General features: G+C 64.6%; 22 protein-coding genes. 9 read left to right on the top strand and 13 right to left on the bottom strand.

Annotation, left to right across the window (positions count from 1 at the left end):
• Nucleotides 1-101: 101 nt before the first annotated feature.
• Nucleotides 102-593, top strand: a complete 492-nt coding sequence (locus AAFG13_RS10760; RefSeq protein ID WP_342711981.1) for a hypothetical protein — start codon at nucleotides 102-104, stop codon at nucleotides 591-593.
• 68 nt (nucleotides 594-661) lie between these two features.
• On the opposite strand, the gene AAFG13_RS10755 is transcribed toward AAFG13_RS10760, so the two are convergent.
• Nucleotides 662-2,896 carry an alkaline phosphatase family protein gene (locus AAFG13_RS10755; protein WP_342711980.1) on the bottom strand — a complete coding sequence of 745 codons (2,235 nt, stop codon included), beginning with the start codon at nucleotides 2,894-2,896 and terminating at the stop codon, nucleotides 662-664.
• 344 nt (nucleotides 2,897-3,240) lie between these two features.
• On the bottom strand, nucleotides 3,241-3,732 hold the full coding sequence (locus AAFG13_RS10750) for a PaaI family thioesterase (RefSeq protein ID WP_212309977.1): 492 nt from the start codon (nucleotides 3,730-3,732) through the stop codon (nucleotides 3,241-3,243).
• 186 nt (nucleotides 3,733-3,918) lie between these two features.
• Between AAFG13_RS10750 and purL the strand changes: the two genes are divergently transcribed.
• The gene (gene purL / locus AAFG13_RS10745; RefSeq protein ID WP_212309976.1) at nucleotides 3,919-6,150 is read left to right on the top strand and encodes a phosphoribosylformylglycinamidine synthase subunit PurL; all 2,232 of its coding nucleotides are present in this window, start codon (nucleotides 3,919-3,921) and stop codon (nucleotides 6,148-6,150) included.
• 106 nt (nucleotides 6,151-6,256) lie between these two features.
• Here purL and AAFG13_RS10740 read toward each other — a convergent pair whose 3' ends face one another.
• Together AAFG13_RS10740 and AAFG13_RS10735 are read right to left on the bottom strand one after the other, a co-directional pair.
• On the bottom strand, nucleotides 6,257-6,517 hold the full coding sequence (locus tag AAFG13_RS10740) for a GlsB/YeaQ/YmgE family stress response membrane protein (RefSeq protein ID WP_092115308.1): 261 nt from the start codon (nucleotides 6,515-6,517) through the stop codon (nucleotides 6,257-6,259).
• Between the two features lie 130 nt (nucleotides 6,518-6,647).
• A complete protein-coding gene (locus AAFG13_RS10735) occupies nucleotides 6,648-7,832 on the bottom strand; it encodes an acyltransferase (protein ID WP_342711979.1) in 1,185 nt (394 codons plus the stop codon).
• Nucleotides 7,833-8,018: 186 nt separating this feature from the next.
• Here AAFG13_RS10735 and AAFG13_RS10730 point away from each other — a divergent pair, with 186 nt between their 5' ends.
• Nucleotides 8,019-8,192 carry a DUF1328 domain-containing protein gene (locus tag AAFG13_RS10730; protein WP_342711978.1) on the top strand — a complete coding sequence of 58 codons (174 nt, stop codon included), beginning with the start codon at nucleotides 8,019-8,021 and terminating at the stop codon, nucleotides 8,190-8,192.
• Between the two features lie 126 nt (nucleotides 8,193-8,318).
• Here AAFG13_RS10730 and AAFG13_RS10725 read toward each other — a convergent pair whose 3' ends face one another.
• Entirely contained in the window at nucleotides 8,319-8,678 is a 360-nt protein-coding gene (locus tag AAFG13_RS10725) for a DUF427 domain-containing protein (RefSeq protein WP_342711977.1), read from the bottom strand.
• Between the two features lie 222 nt (nucleotides 8,679-8,900).
• Here AAFG13_RS10725 and AAFG13_RS10720 point away from each other — a divergent pair, with 222 nt between their 5' ends.
• Both AAFG13_RS10720 and AAFG13_RS10715 read left to right on the top strand, forming a co-directional pair.
• Complete coding sequence (locus AAFG13_RS10720) at nucleotides 8,901-9,137, top strand: BolA family transcriptional regulator (protein WP_021077843.1); 237 nt, start codon at nucleotides 8,901-8,903, stop codon at nucleotides 9,135-9,137.
• Nucleotides 9,138-9,165: 28 nt separating this feature from the next.
• Nucleotides 9,166-10,347, top strand: coding sequence for a low temperature requirement protein A (locus AAFG13_RS10715; RefSeq protein WP_212309973.1), 1,182 nt, complete (start codon nucleotides 9,166-9,168; stop codon nucleotides 10,345-10,347).
• 9 nt (nucleotides 10,348-10,356) lie between these two features.
• Here the strand turns inward: AAFG13_RS10715 and AAFG13_RS10710 are convergent, their stop codons facing one another.
• From AAFG13_RS10710 to egtB, 3 genes are read right to left on the bottom strand one after another with little or no spacing between them, the layout of a single operon-like run.
• Nucleotides 10,357-10,752, bottom strand: a complete 396-nt coding sequence (locus tag AAFG13_RS10710) for a DUF4345 domain-containing protein (RefSeq protein WP_342711976.1) — start codon at nucleotides 10,750-10,752, stop codon at nucleotides 10,357-10,359.
• Between the two features lie 28 nt (nucleotides 10,753-10,780).
• Complete coding sequence (egtD, locus tag AAFG13_RS10705; protein WP_212309971.1) at nucleotides 10,781-11,749, bottom strand: L-histidine N(alpha)-methyltransferase; 969 nt, start codon at nucleotides 11,747-11,749, stop codon at nucleotides 10,781-10,783.
• A gap of 53 nt (nucleotides 11,750-11,802) precedes the next feature.
• Complete coding sequence (gene egtB / locus AAFG13_RS10700; RefSeq protein ID WP_342711975.1) at nucleotides 11,803-13,056, bottom strand: ergothioneine biosynthesis protein EgtB; 1,254 nt, start codon at nucleotides 13,054-13,056, stop codon at nucleotides 11,803-11,805.
• A 292-nt stretch (nucleotides 13,057-13,348) separates the two neighbouring features.
• Here egtB and grxD point away from each other — a divergent pair, with 292 nt between their 5' ends.
• Genes grxD through AAFG13_RS10680 form a run of 4 tightly spaced genes read left to right on the top strand, consistent with a single transcriptional unit; the run spans nucleotide 13,349 to nucleotide 16,829 of the window.
• Nucleotides 13,349-13,681, top strand: coding sequence for a Grx4 family monothiol glutaredoxin (grxD, locus tag AAFG13_RS10695; protein ID WP_212309969.1), 333 nt, complete (start codon nucleotides 13,349-13,351; stop codon nucleotides 13,679-13,681).
• Complete coding sequence (locus tag AAFG13_RS10690; protein ID WP_212310741.1) at nucleotides 13,678-14,229, top strand: O-acetyl-ADP-ribose deacetylase; 552 nt, start codon at nucleotides 13,678-13,680, stop codon at nucleotides 14,227-14,229. The genes grxD and AAFG13_RS10690 overlap by 4 nt, the downstream gene beginning before the upstream one ends.
• Nucleotides 14,230-14,278: 49 nt before the next feature.
• Nucleotides 14,279-15,565: a serine hydrolase domain-containing protein gene (locus tag AAFG13_RS10685; protein WP_212309968.1), complete on the top strand. Its 1,287-nt coding sequence runs from the start codon at nucleotides 14,279-14,281 to the stop codon at nucleotides 15,563-15,565.
• A 1-nt stretch (nucleotide 15,566) separates the two neighbouring features.
• Nucleotides 15,567-16,829, top strand: coding sequence for a serine hydrolase domain-containing protein (locus AAFG13_RS10680; protein ID WP_342711974.1), 1,263 nt, complete (start codon nucleotides 15,567-15,569; stop codon nucleotides 16,827-16,829).
• 20 nt (nucleotides 16,830-16,849) lie between these two features.
• Here the strand turns inward: AAFG13_RS10680 and AAFG13_RS10675 are convergent, their stop codons facing one another.
• The 5 genes from AAFG13_RS10675 to AAFG13_RS10655 all read right to left on the bottom strand — a co-directional run bounded on the left by AAFG13_RS10675 (nucleotide 16,850) and on the right by AAFG13_RS10655 (nucleotide 20,265).
• Entirely contained in the window at nucleotides 16,850-17,917 is a 1,068-nt protein-coding gene (locus tag AAFG13_RS10675) for a threonine aldolase family protein (RefSeq protein ID WP_342711973.1), read from the bottom strand.
• Between the two features lie 40 nt (nucleotides 17,918-17,957).
• The gene (locus tag AAFG13_RS10670) at nucleotides 17,958-18,236 is read right to left on the bottom strand and encodes a type II toxin-antitoxin system RelE/ParE family toxin (RefSeq protein ID WP_312011458.1); all 279 of its coding nucleotides are present in this window, start codon (nucleotides 18,234-18,236) and stop codon (nucleotides 17,958-17,960) included.
• Entirely contained in the window at nucleotides 18,233-18,460 is a 228-nt protein-coding gene (locus AAFG13_RS10665; RefSeq protein ID WP_212309964.1) for a hypothetical protein, read from the bottom strand. The genes AAFG13_RS10670 and AAFG13_RS10665 overlap by 4 nt, the downstream gene beginning before the upstream one ends.
• A gap of 133 nt (nucleotides 18,461-18,593) precedes the next feature.
• Nucleotides 18,594-19,211 carry a 30S ribosomal protein S4 gene (gene rpsD, locus AAFG13_RS10660; RefSeq protein WP_092115295.1) on the bottom strand — a complete coding sequence of 206 codons (618 nt, stop codon included), beginning with the start codon at nucleotides 19,209-19,211 and terminating at the stop codon, nucleotides 18,594-18,596.
• Between the two features lie 268 nt (nucleotides 19,212-19,479).
• On the bottom strand, nucleotides 19,480-20,265 hold the full coding sequence (locus tag AAFG13_RS10655; RefSeq protein ID WP_342711972.1) for an acyltransferase: 786 nt from the start codon (nucleotides 20,263-20,265) through the stop codon (nucleotides 19,480-19,482).
• Nucleotides 20,266-20,277: the final 12 nt, after the last annotated feature.

The raw sequence follows: 20,277 nt of genomic DNA, 5'->3' as shown, positions 1-20,277 counted from the left end.
ATGTAGCGCGGCGCCGCGCCGCAAGGCTAGGGCGTTTGGAAACGATCACAACACCGTTCAAGGGCTTAAATCACACGCGTCCGCAGCGAATTCGAACTAGCATGGTGCTGGCGCAGCCGCTCCTTGCAACGCGCAGGGAGCAGTCCGGACGGCACCGCATTCTGCGAACGACTGACAAGGAGCACAGCATGAAGAACGCTCTCGTTTGCGGCTTCGCCGCAGTGGTCATCTGCTTGATGGCAGCGGGCGTCGCTCGCGCCCAATCCGGAGTCCCGCCGGTACCGACCACGCATATCCTTGCCATCGGGACCCTGAACCCGGGCGTTGACCCGGCGGCCGCGCGCGCGATCCTGCCGAGCGAGGTCCGCGAGACCGTCAAGCTCCATCTGGATGGCAAGATCGACCAGTGGTTCTCGCTGCAGGGACGTCCCGGCGTGGTCTTCATCCTGAACATGACCGACACCGCGGCGGCCCACGAGATGCTGGAGAAATTGCCGCTTGGGCAGGCGCATCTGATGAGCTTCGAATTGATCCCTGTCGGCCCGCTCAATCCGCTCCGGCAGTTGCTGGGGACGGCGACGGGGTCGCCGTAGGCTGGACATGGAGGAAACAACGATGGACGCCGGCTTGGCGTCCATCGCGTGACATTTGCCGAAGGATCCTAGCGCAGGACCTCGCTCAGTACCTCGCCATCGACCTGGTGCGGTGTGGTGCCGAGGAGCCGCATGACGGTCGGCGCCACGTCGATATTGCGCATGTGCCGCACCACGGTGTCCTTTCGGATCTGCGGCCCCGCGGCGATGAACGTCGCGCTCATTACCGGAAGCTCGGGATCGTGACCGTGGGCGCCGTAGAAATTCGGCATCGACAGCGCGGTGGTTGCCGCATTGAACGGCGCGTCGCCCTGGCGCGCGACGCCGGGATTCTGCACGCCGTCGAAATTGTAGCCGGGCGCCATCAGCGCGAACACGTCGCCATAGTCCTGGCCGACGGTCTTGCTGGTGCACTGTCCGGTACCGGTGTCGCACTGCAGCGGCCGGGTCTCGACGACGGTGAAGATGCGCTGCTCCTTGAGTGAGTAGTTGAAGCGTGCATTGGGGTCGACCGCGTTCTTCACCGCATCGGTGATCTGCGCCACCAGGCTACGGTAGGTCGCCAGATCGACGGTGCCGCCGAGCTCGCGGTTCTGCAGGTTGACGTAGATGTCGGCGGCCGGGCCGGAGGTGCGGATTCCGACCTTGCTGGTGTCGATGCCGGCGTTGCGGAGGATGTTGGTGAGATTGACCGAGGTGTGGAACGGCGCGAAGCCGTGGTCCGACACCACGACGACGTTGCTGTCACGGCCTGCCGCGTCGGCAATCTGCTTCACCGCCCTGTCGGCGGTCTGGTAGGCGAAGCGGATGTAGGAGGCGTAGCGCTTGACCTTGGCGGGATCCTGGTTGGCGCCGATCGAATTCGGGTCGGTCGGGTTGGTGCCCTGGCGCGGATCGGTGAGCAGGAACTGGTGCTCGGAGCCGTCGGGCTGCTCGATATAGACCATGACGAGGTCGGCGTCCGGATGGGTCTTGATCGCGCGCTCGCCGATATTGGCCTGGTAGCGCACGAAGGTCTTCACCATGTCCTCGTACATCGTCTCGATCTCGACGTCGGGGAAATTGGTGAAGCCCGGGCTCAGGCGCTCCGGAATGCGGAAGTCGGCCTGCGGACGCCAGAACCCGATATTGTTGTTGATGTCGTCGACATCGGCCAGCACGGGCGTGTTGCGCGGGATGAAGTTGGCGCCGTAGCGGGCGAAGCGCACCACCGAGAGGTCCGGCGAGAGCGCCGAGACGAAGTAGGCGGCGCCGACCTTCGCGCCGCTGCCTTCGAAGAAGAACGGTGCGTTCTCGCCGCCGAACTTGACGTAGGCCGGCCCGGTCGACGGTGCGTGGAACGGTCCTGCGGTGATGCCGCTGTTCGCATCGAAGAACACCAGCGTGTCGTAGTTCACCTTGCGGTCATTGGTGGTGTCGATGGCGGCGACGCGGATCGAATATTTGACGTCGAGCGTCGCGGCATTGGTGCAGGTCGCGGTTGCCGCCGCGGAACATGAGAACGTCTCGATCGGCGCCGAGGTCACCAGCACCGGGCTGAACGAGAAACGGCCGGCAGCCTGCAGCGCCGCCACGATGCCCGGATCGGTCGTGAAGTCGCTGCGCGACAGCGAGAAGCCTTGCGCACCGATGCCGCCGAACGCGCCGAACGGCACCGTGAAGTCGGTCACGCGGGTGGGCTGGGCCGGCTGCACCACGGTCTTGTTGATGGAGATGTCGGCGCCGTCGCCGCCGGGCCACGTCGCGGTGACGACCTTCTTGCCCTGCTGGCGCAGCTGCACCCACAGCGGTTGTGCCGTCGGGTGCGCCGACGGCCCGAGCGGGCTTTCGTTGTAGCCGCCGATCGGCGCCGCGAAGCCGCTGATGCTGCTGGAGATCGGGCCGACGATCGGCTCGAACGTGTTGGAAGGGATGTCGTTATGGACCGCCGTCGAACCGGTCGCGATCGCAATATGCGAGACCGCGGTGAGCGACGGTGACGCCGTCACGTTCTGCAGCGCCACTGCGCCGCGCCGGCTGAGCCGGGCGAGGCCGCCGTCGCGCGGCAGCACGCCTTCCTCGATGAATTTCTGAATGAAATCGGGCTTGGCACCATCGAGCGAGATCATCACCACGCGCGGCTTGCGGCCATGATGGTCGCCATCATGGTCCTGGTCCTGATCCTGATCGTGACCGCGCGACTCGCCGACGCCGCGATCGCCATTGTCGCCGTCCTGGCCGGCGCGCGCCGGAGTTGCAACGCACGCCAGCGATGCGACAAGCGACATCACCGACGTGACGGAAACAAACGTTTTCAATTTCATGAGAATGCCCCAACCTCGCTGCGCGAATGCACAAACAGAAACCGTTCAGCAATCTTCGAGGGCTTGGCTGACGTGCATGTGACGCGCGCGCGACGACGCAACGACAGCAGGTCGTCGCGTCACAACCTGCGTTTGAATGCTTCACGCGAAGAACGCGCGTGAACACAACGCGCTAGCGCGATGCTGTCGATTCAACCCGCGGCGATGTAACGGTTGGATGACGGCGGGTGTCCACAGACACGAAGCGTTTCGCGCGAAGTGGGTAGCGGTTCGCGTAAAGAAAACGCGTCGACGAAAAATCTGGAGCCCGTTCCGATTCAATCGGAACGGCCTGCTAGCGCGCTTTAGGCTGTCGTCGCCGCCGGCGCCTTGCGCTTCGTCCGCTTGATGGTGCCGGAGAAGCTGAACAGCGGCCGCTCGGCCGATGTCAGCATGCCGCGCACGAAGATCAGCGATCCGCCGGCGCGCGTGACCTCGCCGGTGCATTCGATCAAGGCACCCTCGCGGGCGGCGTCGAGGAATTCCGAAGCGAACGAGACCGTGACCCCGGGGCCCTGGAGCACCGGGGAGGCGAGCGCGAACAGGCAGTAATCCGCGAAGGTCATGAGGCAACCGCCGTGGACGTTGCCGGAGCCGTTGAGGTGCTTCGGGCCGACGCGGAACGCGCAGGCGATGCGGCCGTTCTCGTCCATGCGGTGGTAGAATGGGCCGGTATGGGTCTCGTAACTGTCCCGGGTCCAGGTTCGCCAGCCGGCGAATTCGCCTTCGGTCTCGACGTGCAGGTCGGGGCGGCGGTTGAATGCCGTGGTGAGTGCGGTCTTGGCGAGCTCGTTCACGAAATCTGGCCTTCAATTATCGGGTTCGGGACCTTAAATCCGATCCATCCCCATTGTGCAAATCCCAGGTGCAATTCCGGGCTGCAAATCCCGGGCCGCGTCCAACCGCCGCAAAGCTCTGGACAGGCCGGAAATGGGCCGTAAAAGGCCTTTTCGCCCCCGTTCGATCTACCTATTAAGGGTCCCATGACCGCGCCCAAGAACGAGCCTAAGAACGAACCCAAGATCACCCCCGAACTGGTCGCCGCCCACGGGCTGAAGCCGGACGAGTATGAGCGCATTCTGAAGCTGATCGGGCGGGTTCCGACCTTCACCGAGCTCGGCATCTTCTCGGCGATGTGGAACGAGCATTGCTCGTACAAGTCGTCGCGCATCCATCTGCGCGGGCTGCCCACCAAGGCCCCCTGGGTGATCCAGGGCCCCGGCGAGAACGCCGGCGTGATTGATATCGGCGGCGGCCAGGCCGTGGTCTTCAAGATGGAGAGCCACAACCACCCGAGCTACATCGAGCCCTACCAGGGCGCGACCACCGGCGTCGGCGGCATCCTGCGCGACGTCTTCACCATGGGCGCCCGCCCGATCGCCTGCCTGAACGCGCTGAGCTTCGGCGCGCCCGAGCACCCCAAGACCCGGCATCTGGTGTCCGGCGTGGTCGCGGGCGTCGGCGGCTACGGCAATTCATTCGGCGTGCCGACGGTCGGCGGCCAGGTGCGCTTCCACACCCGCTATGACGGCAACATCCTGGTCAACGCGATGGCGGTCGGCCTCGCCGACGCCGACAAGATCTTCTACGCGGCGGCCTCCGGCGTGAACATGCCGATCGTCTATCTCGGCTCCAAGACCGGCCGCGACGGCATCCACGGCGCCTCGATGGCGTCGGCCGAATTCGACGACGCCTCCGAGGAGAAGCGCCCGACCGTGCAGGTCGGCGATCCCTTCGCGGAGAAGCTGCTGCTGGAAGCCTGCCTCGAGATCATGGCGGCCGATTGCGTGGTCGCGATCCAGGACATGGGCGCGGCCGGCCTGACCTGCTCGGCGGTCGAGATGGGCGCCAAGGGCGATCTCGGCGTCGACCTCGATCTCGATGCGGTGCCGACCCGCGAGACCGGCATGAGCGCCTACGAGATGATGCTCTCGGAGAGCCAGGAGCGGATGCTCATGGTGCTCAAGCCCGAGAAGGAGAAAGAGGCCGAAGCGATCTTCCGCAAATGGGGGCTCGATTTCGCCATCGTCGGCTACACCACGCCGAGCAAGCGTTTCGTCGTCAAGCATGGCGGCGACGTGATGGCCGATCTGCCGATCAAGGAGCTCGGTGACGAGGCGCCGGTCTATGACCGTCCGCACGTCGCATCAACTGCGCTGCCGGTGATCCGCGGCCAGGACGTCAAGCCGCCGCTCGGGATCGCAGAGGCGCTGACCAAGCTGATCGGTACGCCCGAATTGTGCTCGAAGCGCTGGGTCTGGGAGCAGTACGACCACGTCATCCTGGGCAATACCATGCAGCGCCCCGGCGGCGATGCGGCGGTGGTCCGCGTCGAGGACGGGCCGAAGGGGCTTGCGCTCACCGTCGACGTCACGCCGCGCTATTGCGAGGCCGATCCGTTCGAGGGCGGCAAGCAGGCGGTGGCGGAAGCCTGGCGCAACATCACCGCGGTCGGTGGCCGGCCGCTCGCCATCACCGATAATCTCAACTTCGGCAATCCGGAGCGGCCCGAGATCATGGGCCAGTTCGTCGGCTGCCTGAAGGGTATTTCGGAAGCCTGCCGCGCGCTGGATTTCCCGGTCGTGTCCGGCAACGTCTCGCTCTACAACGAGACCAACGGCCGCGGCATCCTGCCGACGCCCTCGATCGGCGGCGTCGGCCTGCTCGACGACTTCACCAAATCCGCGACCCTGGCCTTCAAGGCGGCCGGCGAGGCGATCCTGCTGGTCGGCGACACCCAAGGCTGGCTCGGCCAGTCGGTCTACCTGCGCGACGTCTGCGGCCGCGAGGAGGGCGCCCCGCCGCCGGTCGATCTCGCCACCGAGAAGCGCAACGGCGACGTGGTGCGCGGCATGATCCACGCCGGCACCGCGACCGCGGTGCATGACGTCTCCGACGGCGGGCTGCTGATCGCGCTCGCCGAGATGGCGATCGCAAGCGGCATCGGCGCGCAGCTCCTGGCGGCGCCGTCCTCGATCGTGCCGCATGCCTATTGGTTCGGTGAGGACCAGGCCCGTTACATCGTCACCGTGCCCGCGGCCGACGCCGGTCTCGTGCTGGCCAAGATGAAGGGCGCCGGCGTGCCCTGCGCGCGCATCGGCACCACCGGCGGCGACGCGATTGCGGTCGCCGGCGAGCCGCCTGTGACGATCGAAAGCCTGTCCCGCGCCTTCGAGCACTGGCTGCCGAACTATATGCACAACACCGCCGCCTGATCCGGCAGGATCAGGCGCTGCGGCGCGAAGCAACCCTTTCAATAGCGCGATGAATCCATCGTCGCGCTATTTTCTTCTGTTCGACCGCGATCCCTGCGGATCAAGCCTACGTCGCGCCGCGGATCGCGCGCCACGCAAAGATGATGATGCAGGCGCCGATGAAGCCGGCGACGAGAAAGCCGATCCATCCGCCGCCGAGCGACACGCCGAGCAGACCCAATAGCCAGTTCGCCAGCGTGGCGCCGACGATGCCGAGGATGATATTCATGAAGATGCCGGTTCCGGTCTTCATGAACATCTCGGCGAGCCAGCCGGCCAATCCGCCGACGATGATTGCGGCGATCCATCCAACTTGAGGGTCGTTCATCCGAGGACTCCTTGAGGTCAGCAGTTCGACCAGCATAACCGAGAATCACGTCGCGGCATGTGACCAATGGCAGGTTGTGCGCAACTTGTCGGCCGCGAGGTCATGATGCGACGACGCATCGTAACCGAAGCTAAAGCACGTATTTCGAGCCGGGCACCTTGCGCAGCACGGCGGTGGCGGCCCAGCTCAGCGCCACGGTGGCGAAGAACGCGATCGCGGCCTTGGCGATTGCCGGCAATTCCATATCGAACAGCCAGTATTGCAGCCACAGCACGATCGGATAGTGCACCAGGAACATGCCGTAGGCGTCGCCCTGCATGCGGTCGAGCAGCGTCGGTCCCTGCGCCTTCGATTGCAGGAAGTAGGCAAGGATCGCAAACAGGATCGAGGCGCTGAACAGCACGTAGAAGGTGCCGTAGGACGCGAGATACCAGCCCGGCAGCGGGTCGGGGTTACCGATGACCCCGCGCTTGATGTAGATCATCACCCACATCAAGCAGTAGGGGATCAGCGTGATGCCGGTCCAGAACCAGCGCCGCTCGGTCAGCCGTCCGTTTGCGCTGAGCAGGCCGCCCTCGAGGTTCGCCGCCCCGATCCCCGCACCGATGAAGAAGTAGGACGCATAGAGCAGCACCCGGCTCGCCTGCACCGAGAACGGTCCGAGCTCGAACCAGTAGTTCTGGCCGTAATGGACCAGCATCGGCAGATAGGCGGCGGCACTGACGACGACGAGGAACAGCCAGAACTTCGAGGGACGTTCAAATCCCTTGATCGACAGACGGTTGATCGGCTCGAGCAGGTGCGACGACACCCGGTACAGCACGCTCGCCGTCACGTCGAAGGTCATCAAGACCCAGACGAACCAGATCGGGCCGCTCGGCCAGGGCCCGAAAATCATGGTCTTCCACCAGAATTCGGAGAAGGTCAGCTCCGGCGTCGCACGCAGCGCGATCGCGTAATAGGCGATCGGAATCACGGTGAACGCGCAGATCACGAAGGGCAGGCCGAGCCGCAGCAGCCGGTCGCGCAGGAAGATCAGCCACGGCTTGTGGCCGAGCCCGGGCCAGACGAACAGCCCCGACAGGAAGAAGAACATCGCCATGAAGAAGCTGTCGGTGGCGAGCACCACGCAGTCGAAGCCGATCCAGGACGTCGGGTCGGTGTGCCCGAAATGGGTGTAGGGGATCACCGCGTGATGCAGCAGCACGACCAGCGTCAGGAAGGTGCGTGCACGGTCCAGGGCGACGTTGCGCTTGTGGAGCTTCGGTGCTGCCTGCACGTCGACGGCCGGAGCCGCGTGAGCAATCGATTTCATGGTGCCCCCAGCCGGGTCTGCAGCCGGATGTTGCAATCCGGAACCCGATTCAGCAAGGCCCAATCGTCCCGATTCCGTGGTGTCGAGGTCGGTCATTTCAGTGGATCTGTTTCGTTCTGGAACCGGGGTCGGTGGCGGGCGTTGTCGGGCGGACGCGCAAGGCGCGCGCGGTTTGTGGAGCGAGCAATGACACTGCTGAAATGGGCGTTTGTCTTCCTTGTCGTCTCGATCATCGCGGGCCTGCTCGGCTTCACCGGCATTTCTGCCGCCTCCGCCGACATCGCGCGTTTCCTGTTCTACGTGTTCGTCGTGATCTTCCTGGTGCTGCTGATCCTTGGGCTCACGATATTCAGGGCCTAGCGGCGATCCGGCCGAACGCTTCCGTCGTCATGCCCGGGCCTCGCCCGGGCATTTCCGTTTTCAGCTTGGATGGCACGAGCCAAAACCGCCGGTCGAGGCCCGGCGGTTTGCGGCAGGCGTGACGGTCTAGGCGACTTCCTCGATCTTCACCTTGTCCGGATAGAAGGCGAGGTGGCCGGCGATCTCGGTCATGGCCGGAAAGGGCTCCTCATAGGTCCAGATCGCATTGTCCAGCGTCTTGCCGTTGGCCTTGATGCTGAAATAGTTCGCATCCCCCTTATAGGGGCAATGCGTGGTCCGCTCGGTGCGGGTCAACAGCTCCATGTTGGCGTCCTGCCGGGGGACGTATTGCACGGCCGGATAGCTCGCTTCCTTCAAGGTCAGCGCATGGATGGTCTCGGCGATGACGACGCCGTCGGCGGTGATGCGGACGCGCCTGGCATTGGGCGTGATCGTGATCGGATGGTCGGGGCCGGGGAGCTTCATGATTCTGCGCCTCTTCTGGTCATTTCGGCGTGATGGCTTGTGACCGATTGATGCAGGTTTAAATCGCTAGGAATGGGAATATAGTGTGCCCCAGGATGACCTAGAAGACCTCAAGCGCCGGGTTTTATCTGAGGTTTTATCTTGGGTTTTATCTTGGGTTTTGTCTTGGTTTTCCTGGCCGAATCGGCCCTGATTCGAATGACCTGACGGAGGTGGACTGGGATGCCGATGGACGCCCGTGATATCGAATCGATGATCAAGGCAGCGATCCCTGATGCCGAGGTGACGATCCGTGATCTGGCCGGCGACGGCGACCACTACGCGGCCACTGTCGTTTCCGAGTCATTCCGCGGCAAGTCCCGCGTTCAGCAGCACCAGATCGTCTACCAGTCGCTGAAGGGCCAGATGGGCGGCGTGTTGCACGCGCTGGCCCTGCAGACCGGCGTGCCGGAAGGCTAGCCCCGGCAACCGCGCGGGGGCCCAAGCGATGGCAGATAATCCGCGCGGCGCGATGTTTCGCGTTATCGTGCCGAACCAGCACAGCCGCGTCACCAATGCCGAGCTGTTCTTCGACCTCGTCTTCGTCTTCGCCGTCACGCAGCTGTCGCACACGCTGCTGCACCACTTCACCCCGCTGGGCGCGGTGCAGGTCACGGTGCTGTTCCTCGCGGTGTGGTGGGTGTGGGTCTACACCACCTGGGTCACCAACTGGCTCAATCCTGACCTGACGCCGGTCCGCCTGCTGCTGTTCGTGCTGATGCTGGGCGGGCTGCTGCTGTCGACCTCGATCCCGTCGGCCTTCGAGGGCCGCGGGCTGTGGTTTGCCGGGACCTATGCAGCGATGCAGGTCGGCCGCACCGCGTTCTGGCTGCTGGCGACGCCGCGGCACCGGACCGCGGTGCGCCACAACGCAATCCGTATCCTGACCTGGCTGTCCTGCTCGGCCGTGCTCTGGGTTCTCGGTGGCTTTGCCGAGCACGAGACGCGGATGTGGCTCTGGATCGCGGCGCTGGCCATCGAGTACGTCGCGCCGGCTCTGCGGTTCTGGACCCCTGGGCTCGGCTTCTCCTCGATGGAGGCCTGGTCGGTCGAGGGCGGCCATATGGCCGAGCGCTGCGCCGGCTTCATCATCATTGCGCTCGGCGAGGCGATCGTGGTCGACGGCGCGACCTTTGCCGATCTGACCTGGACGCCGGAGAATGTCGCGGCGTTCATCTCGGCGCTGGTCGGCAGCATCGCGATGTGGTGGATCTATTTCCACAAGGGCGCCGAGGCCGGCGCGGACATGATCTCCAGGTCGGAGGAATCCGGCCGCGTGGCGCGGATCGCCTACACCTATCTGCACATGCCGATCGTCGGCGGCATCATCCTCACCGCAGTCGCCGACGAGCTGGTGCTGAAGCACCCGTCCGGCCATTCCGACCTGAAGACGATCGTGAGCTCGGTCGGCGGCCCCGCGCTGTTCCTGGTCGGGACCATCCTGTTCAAATACGTGATCCGCAACTTCCTGCAGCTCTCGCACGGCATAGGCATCGCGGCACTGGCGATCACGGCCTATTTCGCCCGCGAGATGTCGCCGCTGGTGCTCTCGATCGTCACCACCGCGATCATGATCGTGGTCGCGGCGTGGGAATCGATCTCGCTGCGGTCGAGCGGGGAGGAAGAATAGCGCGGGTCGCTACCTGCGACCGGCCGTGGCCACGCGGTGCTGCCAGTAGACGAACAGCGGGGCGCCGATCACTTCGAGCGCGGTGAAGCCCACGAAGGGCAGCGGCGGGAGGCCAACCATCACCATCGACAGCAGCCGGCCGATGCCGCCGAGGAAGATGCCGCCCCAGACCACGCGGAACAGCACGCTCTCGCTTTCGATGCGCGGCACCAACCAGAGCAGAGCAAGGCCGAGACCGAGCCAGACCCCGCCGAAGAAGCGCAGATTGCTGTCGAGCACCGGCAGCGCCGGAACGCCTGACGAGGCGTAGAGCGGGTCGCTCACGCCGAGCATGGTGATGATGCCGGTCAGGACAGGGACGAGGGCGAGCAGCACTGTTGCGATCTGCAGCGCACGCCGGCCCATGACTATGCCCCATCCCCCGGTTTTGGTTTTAGTCCGCGACCAAAGCGTGCACCGAGAACATGGTGTTGGCGTCGGTCCAGCTGTCGCGCACCGTCCAGCCCGCGCTGCGGGCGAGCGCGGTGAAACGCTCGAGCGAGTATTTGTAGCTGTTCTCGGTGTGAATGCTCTCGCCCGGACGGAACGCGAAGGTGTTGCCGAGGATGCGCACGGTCTGCGCCTTGCGGCTGATCAGGTGCATCTCGATGCGATGGCGGTCGCGGTTGTAGATCGAGCGGTGGGTGAAGCCCGACAGGTCGAAATTGCCGCCGAGCTCGCGGTTGATCCGAACCAGCACATTGAGGTTGAAGCGCGCGGTGACGCCGGCCGCGTCGTTATAGGCGTCGTACAGCACGCGCTCGTCCTTCTCGAGATCGACGCCGATGATCATCTGCGCGCCGTGGCCGAGGATCTTGCGCGCGCTGCGCAGGAAGGCCAAGGCCTCGCTTGGCTCGAAATTGCCGAGCGTCGAGCCCGGGAAGAAGCCGACCTTCGGCATGTCCGCGACCGCCTCGGGCAGCGCGAACGGCGTGGTGAAATCGGCCGCGACCGGATAGATGCCGAGACCCGGAAAATCCCGGCGCAACCCATCGGCTTGGGCTTTCAGGAAATCTCCGGAGATATCGACCGGCACGTAGGCTGCGAATTCGCAGTGCTCGAGCAAGAGGCGCACCTTGGTGGTCGCGCCGGCGCCGAACTCGACCAGCGCCGCGCCGTTCGGAATGATCGCGGCGATCTCGCTGCCGCGGTCGCGCAGGATGCCGAGCTCGGTGCGCGTCGGATAATATTCCGGCAGCACCGTGATCTGCTCGAACAGCTCCGAGCCGGTGGCGTCGTAGAAATATTTCGGCGACAGCCGTTTCGGGTGACGGGCGAGATCGCCGATCACATCGCCGGCAAACGCCGAGGTCGCTTCGTCGAACGGATACGCTTTGGCCAAAGCGGCGGCATGCACATTCATGATACTCTCCCGAACGCGCTTACCGACGCGTCATCGATGTCGACAGGACTCAATCAGGCATAGTCGGCGAGGCGTAACCCCGTGAATTGCCAGCGATGGTGCGGATAGAAGAAGTTGCGGTAGGTGACACGGCTGTGACCGGCCGGCGTCGCCAGCGACGAGCCGCGCAGCACGAGCTGGTTGACCATGAACTTGCCGTTGTATTCGCCGAGCGCGCCTTCGATGGCGCGATAGCCGGGGTAGGGCGCATAGGCGCTGCGGGTCCATTGCCAGACGATGCCGTAGGCGTCGTTGAGCAGGCCGGCGCGGGCGGCGACCTCCCATTCCATCTCGGTCGGCAGATGCTTGCCGGCCCAGCGGGCGAAGGCGTCGGCTTCGTAGTAGCTGACGTGGCAAACCGGAGCCTGCGGATCGATCGGCTGCAGACCGCCGAGCGTCATGATCTTCCACTCGCCGTCGATCTCGCGCCAGTGACCAGGCGCCTGCCAGCCCTCGTTGGTCACCGTGCCGAAGCCATCCATCAGCCACAGCGTGGCGGTGGAATAGCCGCCGTCCTTCATGAAGGCGAGCCAGTCGGCATTGGTGACGAGGTTTTTCGCGAGCTTGACCGGGCCGACCAGCGCGCGATGCGCGGGCTTCTCATTGTCGAAATGGAAGCTGTCGTCGGCGTGGCCGACGGTGTGGATGCCCTCGTTGAGCGTCACCCATTCCTCGGGCCCGCGCTGCGATGCCGGGAAGTGCCACGCCGGATCGTAGGCCGGCGGGATCGGGTTCTGCGCGAAGGCATGCAGGATGTCGGTGTACATCAGCTCCTGATGCTGCTGCTCGTGATTGAGGCCGACCTCGACCAGCGGCACCAGCGCCTCGAGCTTGTCCGTCGGGGCAGCCTGGAAGAATTTCACCACCTCGTCGTCAACATGGCGGCGGTAGGCGGTGACTTCGTCTGATGTCGGGCGGGTCAGATGGCCGCGCTGGTGGCGGGCATGCCTGGGGCCGGCGCTGACGTAATAGGAATTGAACAGATAGGCGTAGTCCGGGTGGAACGGCGTGTAGCCCTTGTCGTGCTCGCCGAGCAGAAACTGCTCGAAGAACCAGGTCGTGTGGGCGCGGTGCCACTTGGCGGGGCTCGCATCCGGCATCGACTGGATCAGCTGGTCTTCCGCCGACAGCGGCGCGGCCCGGCGCTCGGTCTCGTCGCGGACCGCGCGATAGGCGTCCACGAGCCGCTGCGCGAGCGATCCGGATTCGGAAGACAATGACGGGGAGGTGCCGGGAATGGCGGCCGCGGCAGAGGCTGGTTTCGTCAACGATGGTCTCCGATTCAAGGGGAGAACGTTGCTTCGGTAATCTGGTTCCAGACGGACAGTTCGTCCTAGATAGGGGCTCCGTTACGGGAAAAAAGCCTCCCCCATGATGATATTGGGCCCGTCAGATAATCCCGGCCCTTTTTGCGGTGCCGTCCGGCCCCCGCCGCATGCCAGATTTCCGCCATTTTGCTTTGGATGCACAATGGTTTGAGCTACATATATAGCCAGTCACGGGTTAGAAGGGTGGGCCGGCCCACAAGGCTTGAGAGCGCCGCCCCCGAAGGAAGCGAAAATGAGCATCGAGCAATTCATCGACAACGAAGTGAAGTCGAACGACGTCGTGCTGTTCATGAAGGGCACGCCGCAATTCCCGCAGTGCGGGTTTTCCGGTCAGGTCGTGCAAATCCTCGACCACATCGGTGTCGGCTACAAGGGCCTCAACGTTCTCGAATCGGCCGAGCTGCGCGACGGCATCAAGGTCTATTCGAACTGGCCGACGATTCCGCAGCTCTATGTGAAGGGCGAGTTCGTCGGCGGTTGCGACATCATCCGCGAGATGTTCCAGGCCGGTGAATTGCAGCAGCTGTTTGCCGACAAGGGCATCCCGGTCGACGTGGTTGCCTGACCTTGACGGCGCGCCAGATCGGCAAGGCGCGGCTCGAAGTCATCGTTACCGACATCACGACCCTGCGCGTTGACGCCATCGTCAACGCGGCCAATTCGTCGCTGCTTGGGGGCGGCGGCGTCGACGGCGCGATCCACCGCGCCGCGGGGCCGGACCTGGTCGCCGAATGCCGTATGCTTCACGGTTGCAAGTCTGGCCAGGCCAAGATCACCAAAGGGTATCGGCTGCCTGCCAGGCACGTCATCCATACGGTCGGCCCGGTGTGGAATGGCGGCAAGCTCGACGAGGACAGTCTGCTTGCATCCTGCTATCGCCGCTCGATAGAGCTGTGCGAAGAGCACGGGCTTGAGTCCGTCGCTTTCCCTGCGATCTCCACCGGCATCTACCGCTTCCCCGCGGATCGCGCCGCCGGCATTGCGGTCAAGACTGTCGTCGACGCCCTGGCAACCGCACCCGGCGTCACGCTGGTGATCTTCTGCTGCTTCTCGGCCCAGAGCGGCGAGCTGCATCAGGAGGCCCTGGACGCCTTCGGGAGCCCTTGTGCCTGATGATACCGCCGCTACACTTCCCCGTGATTTCCGGGGAGGGATAGTTCAAATGCATTCATTTCGTTTGACGTGCGCCGCCGCAGCAGCCGCGGTGTTGCTGGCGGCATCGTTGGCGTACGCACACACCGAGGGCACCTACGAGATTCCGGCGGGCGCGCATTTCAACCCCGACAAGCTCGCCAAGATCAGCGAGTTCTTCAAGAACGAGGTCGCGACCGGAAAAATTCCCGGCGCCATCGTCCTGATCCAGCAGCACGGCAAGCCGATCTATCACGAGGCCTTCGGCGTGCAGGACGTGGTCAGCAAGGCGCCGATCACCGACCAGACCATCTTCCGCCTGGCCTCGATGTCCAAGTCGATCACCGCCGTGGTCTCGATGCAGCTTCTGGAGGAGGGCAAGTACAAGCTCGACGATCCCGTCTCGAAGTACATCCCGTCCTTTGCCAATGTGAAGGTCGGCGTCGAGAAGAAGGCGGAGGACGGCACCAAGACGCTCGAACTGGTGCCGCCAGAGCGGCCGATGACGATCCTCGATCTGATGACGCATACGTCCGGCATCACCTACGGGTTCTATGGTGATAGCCTGGTCCGCAAGGCCTACAAGGACGCCGATATCTACGGCGGAGATTTCGATCTCGCCGAATTCGCCGAGCGGATCGCCAAGCTGCCGCTGCACAACCAGCCCGGCGCGCTCTGGCAATACGGCCATTCCACCGACATTCTGGCGCGCGTGATGGAGGTGACTACCGGCGAGAAGCTCTCGACGATCGAGCACGAAAGGCTGCTCGACCCGCTCGGCATGAAGGACACCGGCTTCTTCGTCACCGATCCCGAGAAGCAGAAGCTGATGGCACAGCCGATGCCGAACGACAGCGACTTCCGGGTCGGCCGGGTCAACGATCCGACCAAGGTCAAGAAATGGGAATCCGCCAGCGGCGGCATGGTCTCGACCATGGCGGATTATTCGCGCTTCGCGCAAATGCTGCTCAATGGCGGCACCCTCGACGGCAAGACCATCCTGAAGCCCGAGACGTTCAAGGAATTGACGACCGATCGTGTCGGCCCGGGCTCCGGCGTTGCGCGCGACGTGTTCTATTTCCCCGGCGACGGCTTCGGCTTCGGGCTCGGGATCGCGGTGCGCACCGATCCGGGCAATGCCAAGCCGCCGCCTCCAGGCGATCTCGGCGAATTGAAATGGGACGGCGCCAGCGGCTGCTATTACATCATCGACCGCAAGCAGGACTTCTTCTTCGTCCTCCTGGAGCAGACGCCGACCGAGCGTCAGCGCATCCAGCGGACGCTGAAGCAGCTCGTCTATGAAGCCATGGAGAATTGATATGCATGGGTGCCGTGCGCTCATCGCGGCACTCGCGGTCGCCCTCGTCGCAACGGTTGCGCAGGCCGGCTCCCCGGGGCCGGCCGCGCACAGCTTCTCGGCGGATGGCCTCGCCAAGGTCTCCGACTATGTCAGGAACGAGATCGCGAGCGGGAAGATCCCCGGCGCGATCCTGCTGCTGCAGCAGCACGGCAAGCCGGTCTACTACGAGAATTTCGGGGTTCGCGACGTCGCAACCGAATTGTCGATGAGCGCGGAAACCATCTTCCGTCTCTATTCGATGTCGAAGCCGATCACGTCAGTCATCGCCATGATGCTGGTGGAGGAGGGCAGGCTCGCTCTCAGCGATCCGGTGTCGAAATACATCCCGGCCTTTGCCGACATGAAGGTCGGCGTCGAAAAGCGCGGCGATGAGGGCAAGGCGACGATGACGCTCGAGCCGCTCAAGCGTCCGGTGACGATCGAAGACCTGATGCGCCACACGGCAGGACTGCCCTACGGCTATTATGGCGGCGGTCTCGTGAACAGGACCTACGCCGATGCCGGCCTGCTCGACAACGATCCCGACAATGCCGAATTCGCGGCGCGGCTCACCGGGCTGCCGCTCGCCGAGCAACCCGGCACGCAATGGGATTACGGCCATTCCACCGACGTGCTCGGCCGCATCATCGAGGTGATCACAGGTAAATCCCTGTTTCAGGTCGAGAAGGAGCGGCTGCTCGGCCCGCTCGGCATGAACGAGACCGCATTCTATGTTGCCGACCGGGCGAAGTGGCCGCTGATCGCCGAGCCGATGCCGAAGGATCGCATCATCAGTCCGGTCGCCGACGTCAGCGACCCGCGCCAGCCGCTGCGACGGGAATCCGGCGGCGGCGGCATGGTCGGCACCGTCGGCGACTATGCGCGCTTCTCGCAGATGCTGTTGAACGGCGGCAGCTATGGCGGGAAGCGCTACCTGAAACCGGAAACCATCGCGCTGATGGCGTCCGATCACATCGGTCCCGAAACCGGTGTCGTGCGCGACAAGAACTATTATCCGGGGCCGAACTCCGGCTTCGGCCTCGGTTTCGCGGTCCGTACCTCGGTGCCGCCGAACACGTCCTGGCCGCTCGGCGAATATCGCTGGGACGGCGTCGGCGGGACGTTCTTCTTCATCGACCCCGCCGACGATCTGTTCGGGATCTTCATGGTGCAGACGCCGTCACAGCGCGGCCGGATCCAGCAGGAGCTGAAGACGCTGATCTATCAGGCGATGGGGCGCTAGCTGCTCACCGGGCTACGGATCTACGCCCCGCGGACGATATCTCTGACGTGACCGACCGCTTCCTCGATCATCGCGGCCGTGACATCGAGATGCGTGCAGGCCCTGATCCGGCCGTCCATCATTGCGAGCGTCACCCCGCGCTTGCGCAGCTCCGCGACCATCTTGTCGCCGGAGACGCCGGCGCCGTCGGGCCTGAAGAAGACGAGGTTGGTCTCGGGCGCCTGCACCGCGATGCCGTTGATCTGCGCCAGTCCTCGCGCCAGCGCCCGCGCATTGGCATGGTCGTCGTCGAGGCGGTCGACATGGTGATCGAGCGCGTAGATGCAGGCGGCGGCACAGACGCCGGACTGCCGCATCGAGCCGCCGAGCCGCTGCTTCCAGCGCCAGACGTCGTCGATGAAGGCGCGGGTGCCGGCGATCACGCCGCCGATCGGTGCGCCGAGTCCCTTGGAGAAATCGATCCAGGCGGAATCCCAACCCGCCGTCATGTCGCGCGGCGCGATGCCTGAGGCGACGGTCGCGTTCAGGAGGCGCGCACCGTCCATGTGGGTCACAAGCCCGTGGTCCTTGGCGATGCGCACGACCTCATCCAGCGCGGTTTTCTTCCAGATCGTGCCGCCGCCGATATTGGCGGTCTGCTCGACGCTGACGAGCACCTGCGGCGGCTGGTAGCGGGTGCGCGGGTGCAGTGCGGCGCGGAAGGTCTCCGGCGTGAACTGGCCGTCGTCGCCCGGCAGCTGCGTGATCTGGAAACCGCCGAGCGCGGCATGCGCGCCACCCTCGCGGGCGATGATATGCGCGGTCGCGTGCGCCAGGATCTCGTCGCCGGGGCGGCAATAGGCCAGCGTCGCCGCGACGTTGCACATCGTGCCCGACGGCATGAAGACGGCGGCTTCCTTGCCGAGCAGATCGGCGACGCGGGCGTTGAGCTCATTGGTGGTCGGATCGTCACCGACTTGCTCGTCGCCGACCTCGGCCTTTGCCATCGCCTCGCGCATTGCCGGCGTCGGCTTGGTTTGCGTGTCCGACAACAGGTTGATGCGGACGGCGGGCGCCTTGGGATCGGGCCGGGCAGGGGTGTAGTGCATGCTTTCCTCATCGCTCCGCGCTGGGTGGGCGGATTCGCTGCTAGCGTATTGGTCTCCGTGCAGCGTGACGAAACCGCATAACGATAATCTCGGTCGGCGTCACGCGATAGTCGATCAGGTACGGATATGGCGTGGCCGGCAGCCGGCGGACGCCTGGACGGCTTGTCGCGCGCCCCGCACGGGGTTGTTCCTGCAGCAGCGTGACAAGGTCCAGGATGCGGTCGCGAATGTGGATTGCCCCTTGAGGCGATCGTGCCTCGACATAGGACAGCGCTCGATCAATCTGAACAAGTGCGCGTTGCGTATAGCGGACGTTCACAGCCCGTGCTTGGTCCACATCGCACGAACTTCCTCGGCCGTTGCCAATTCGCCGCGCGCAATCTCGGCGTCGGCCTCGGCCAGATCGGCGTCCTCTTCCGGCGTCAGCTGGAGCGGCGGTTGGTCGACACCGGCAAGCTGCAGCATGATACGCGCGAGCTCGTCCTGCTCCGTGTCAGGCAAATTTGAGACTGTGTCGAACGCCTGTTCGAGTAACCGGGTCATCGGCAAGAATCTCCGTGGGCAGCGATCTGCCAAGTCGTGCGCATGCAAGTCCTCGGTATAATAGTCGTCTCACGCTCAAACAAAAAGGCCCCGGCAAAACCGGGGCCTTTCGGATCTCGCAACGCTGCTGTGATCAGCGCGAATAGAATTCGACGATCAGATGCGGCTCCATCTGCACCGGGAACGGCACGTCGCCGAGCGCCGGGATGCGGACGAATTTCGCGGTCATCTTGCCATGATCGACTTCGAGGAAGTCGGGCAGGTCGCGCTCGGGCAGCTGGGCGGCTTCCAGCACCGGGGTCAGCTGCTTGGAGGCTTCCTTGACCTCGATGGTGTCGCCGACCTTCAGCTTGTAGCTGCCGATGTTGACCTTGCGGCCATTCACCTTGACGTGGCCGTGGTTGATGAACTGGCGCGCAGCGAACATCGTGGCGACGAACTTGGCGCGATAGACCACGGTGTCGAGACGGCGCTCGAGCAGGCCGATCAGGTTCTCGCCGGTGTCGCCCTTCAGGCGGCTGGCCTCGACATAAATGCCGTGGAACTGGCGCTCGGAAATGTTGGCGTAGTAGCCCTTCAGCTTCTGTTTGGCGCGGAGCTGCACGCCGAAGTCGGAGAGCTTGCCCTTGCGGCGCTGGCCGTGCTGGCCGGGGCCGTATTCGCGGCGGTTCACAGGGCTCTTCGGGCGGCCCCAGATGTTCTGGCCCATGCGGCGATCGATCTTGTACTTCGCCTCACTGCGCTTTGTCATCGCGTCCTCTTTGATAGCCGTCGCACGAAGCGCCCGGCGTTTTGTCAGTTTCAGGTTTGAGGAGACGCGCCCTCCTGTGTACCGGCCAAAAGGCCCGTACCGACAGGTCCGCCTCGAAAGCTCGGGGAGAACCACGGGTCGCGAAACGCATCGCGGGCCGAAACCGGCCCGCGAGCAAGGGTGGTCTTAAGGAGAAAGTCCGGCTCTGTCAAACAAAACGCAGGCCGATTTGGGCCGAATCGGCGTCAAAATTAGCCGGTTTCACAGCTCAAAGCCGGGTTCCGACGGCCCGGACCGGTCGGGCGTCGGCTTGCGGCCGGATCGCGCCCAGTTCCGCGGCGATTTCGCCGCCGAGCACCTGCTCGAGCCGGGTCAGGGTTTTGGCGATCAGGGCGGCGTCGCAGACCAGATGGTCCCAGCGCAGCACCACATCGACGGTCAGGTCCGGCTTGATCACGCCATAGCTCAGCAGGAATGGCCCGGGGCTCAGCGCGTGCAATTCGCCCGGGCCGTAGGCCGCGACCGATGTCACGCCGAAGTTGCCGCAGAAATTGGCGCGCTGCCGGCCGAAATTCATCCCGATCGCCCAAGCCAGGCGTCGAAGCGGAAACGGCAGGCGCGTCACGCAGAGTATTTTGCGGAAGGAGGGGATTTCGTGGAGCGGCGCGGTCTTGGCGCGCCGGATCAGCGCATCGACATCGCCAAGCGCCATCTTATCGGCGCCCCGGACGCGTTCGAACAGCACGCATTCCTCGCCCTTCTCAACGCGCGCAATGGCCACCATGCCGACGCTGCACGGCAGCTCGTAGAGACAGGGCCAGGGCCATTTGACGTGCAGCGTGCGCAGGGTCGGTTCGGTCTTGGCGACCAGCGCGAATGCCTTGACGAAGATCGAGGCCCAGCCTGGCGCCTGCGCCACGCGTGCGCGGGCCTCCACCAGCGTACGAACGTTCAGCGAGCGTGTCAGGGAGACGAACGGCACGCCGGCCGACGCGTACATCAGATCGGCGACGAGACGGCGCGGCAATGAAATCCGACGAAATTTACCGCGCATCTGTTCGGTTCA

It is taken from the genome of Bradyrhizobium sp. B124 (genome assembly GCF_038967635.1).
Taxonomy (GTDB): Bacteria; Pseudomonadota; Alphaproteobacteria; order Rhizobiales; family Xanthobacteraceae; genus Bradyrhizobium.
This window is presented reverse-complemented; position numbering and strand designations above follow the sequence as displayed.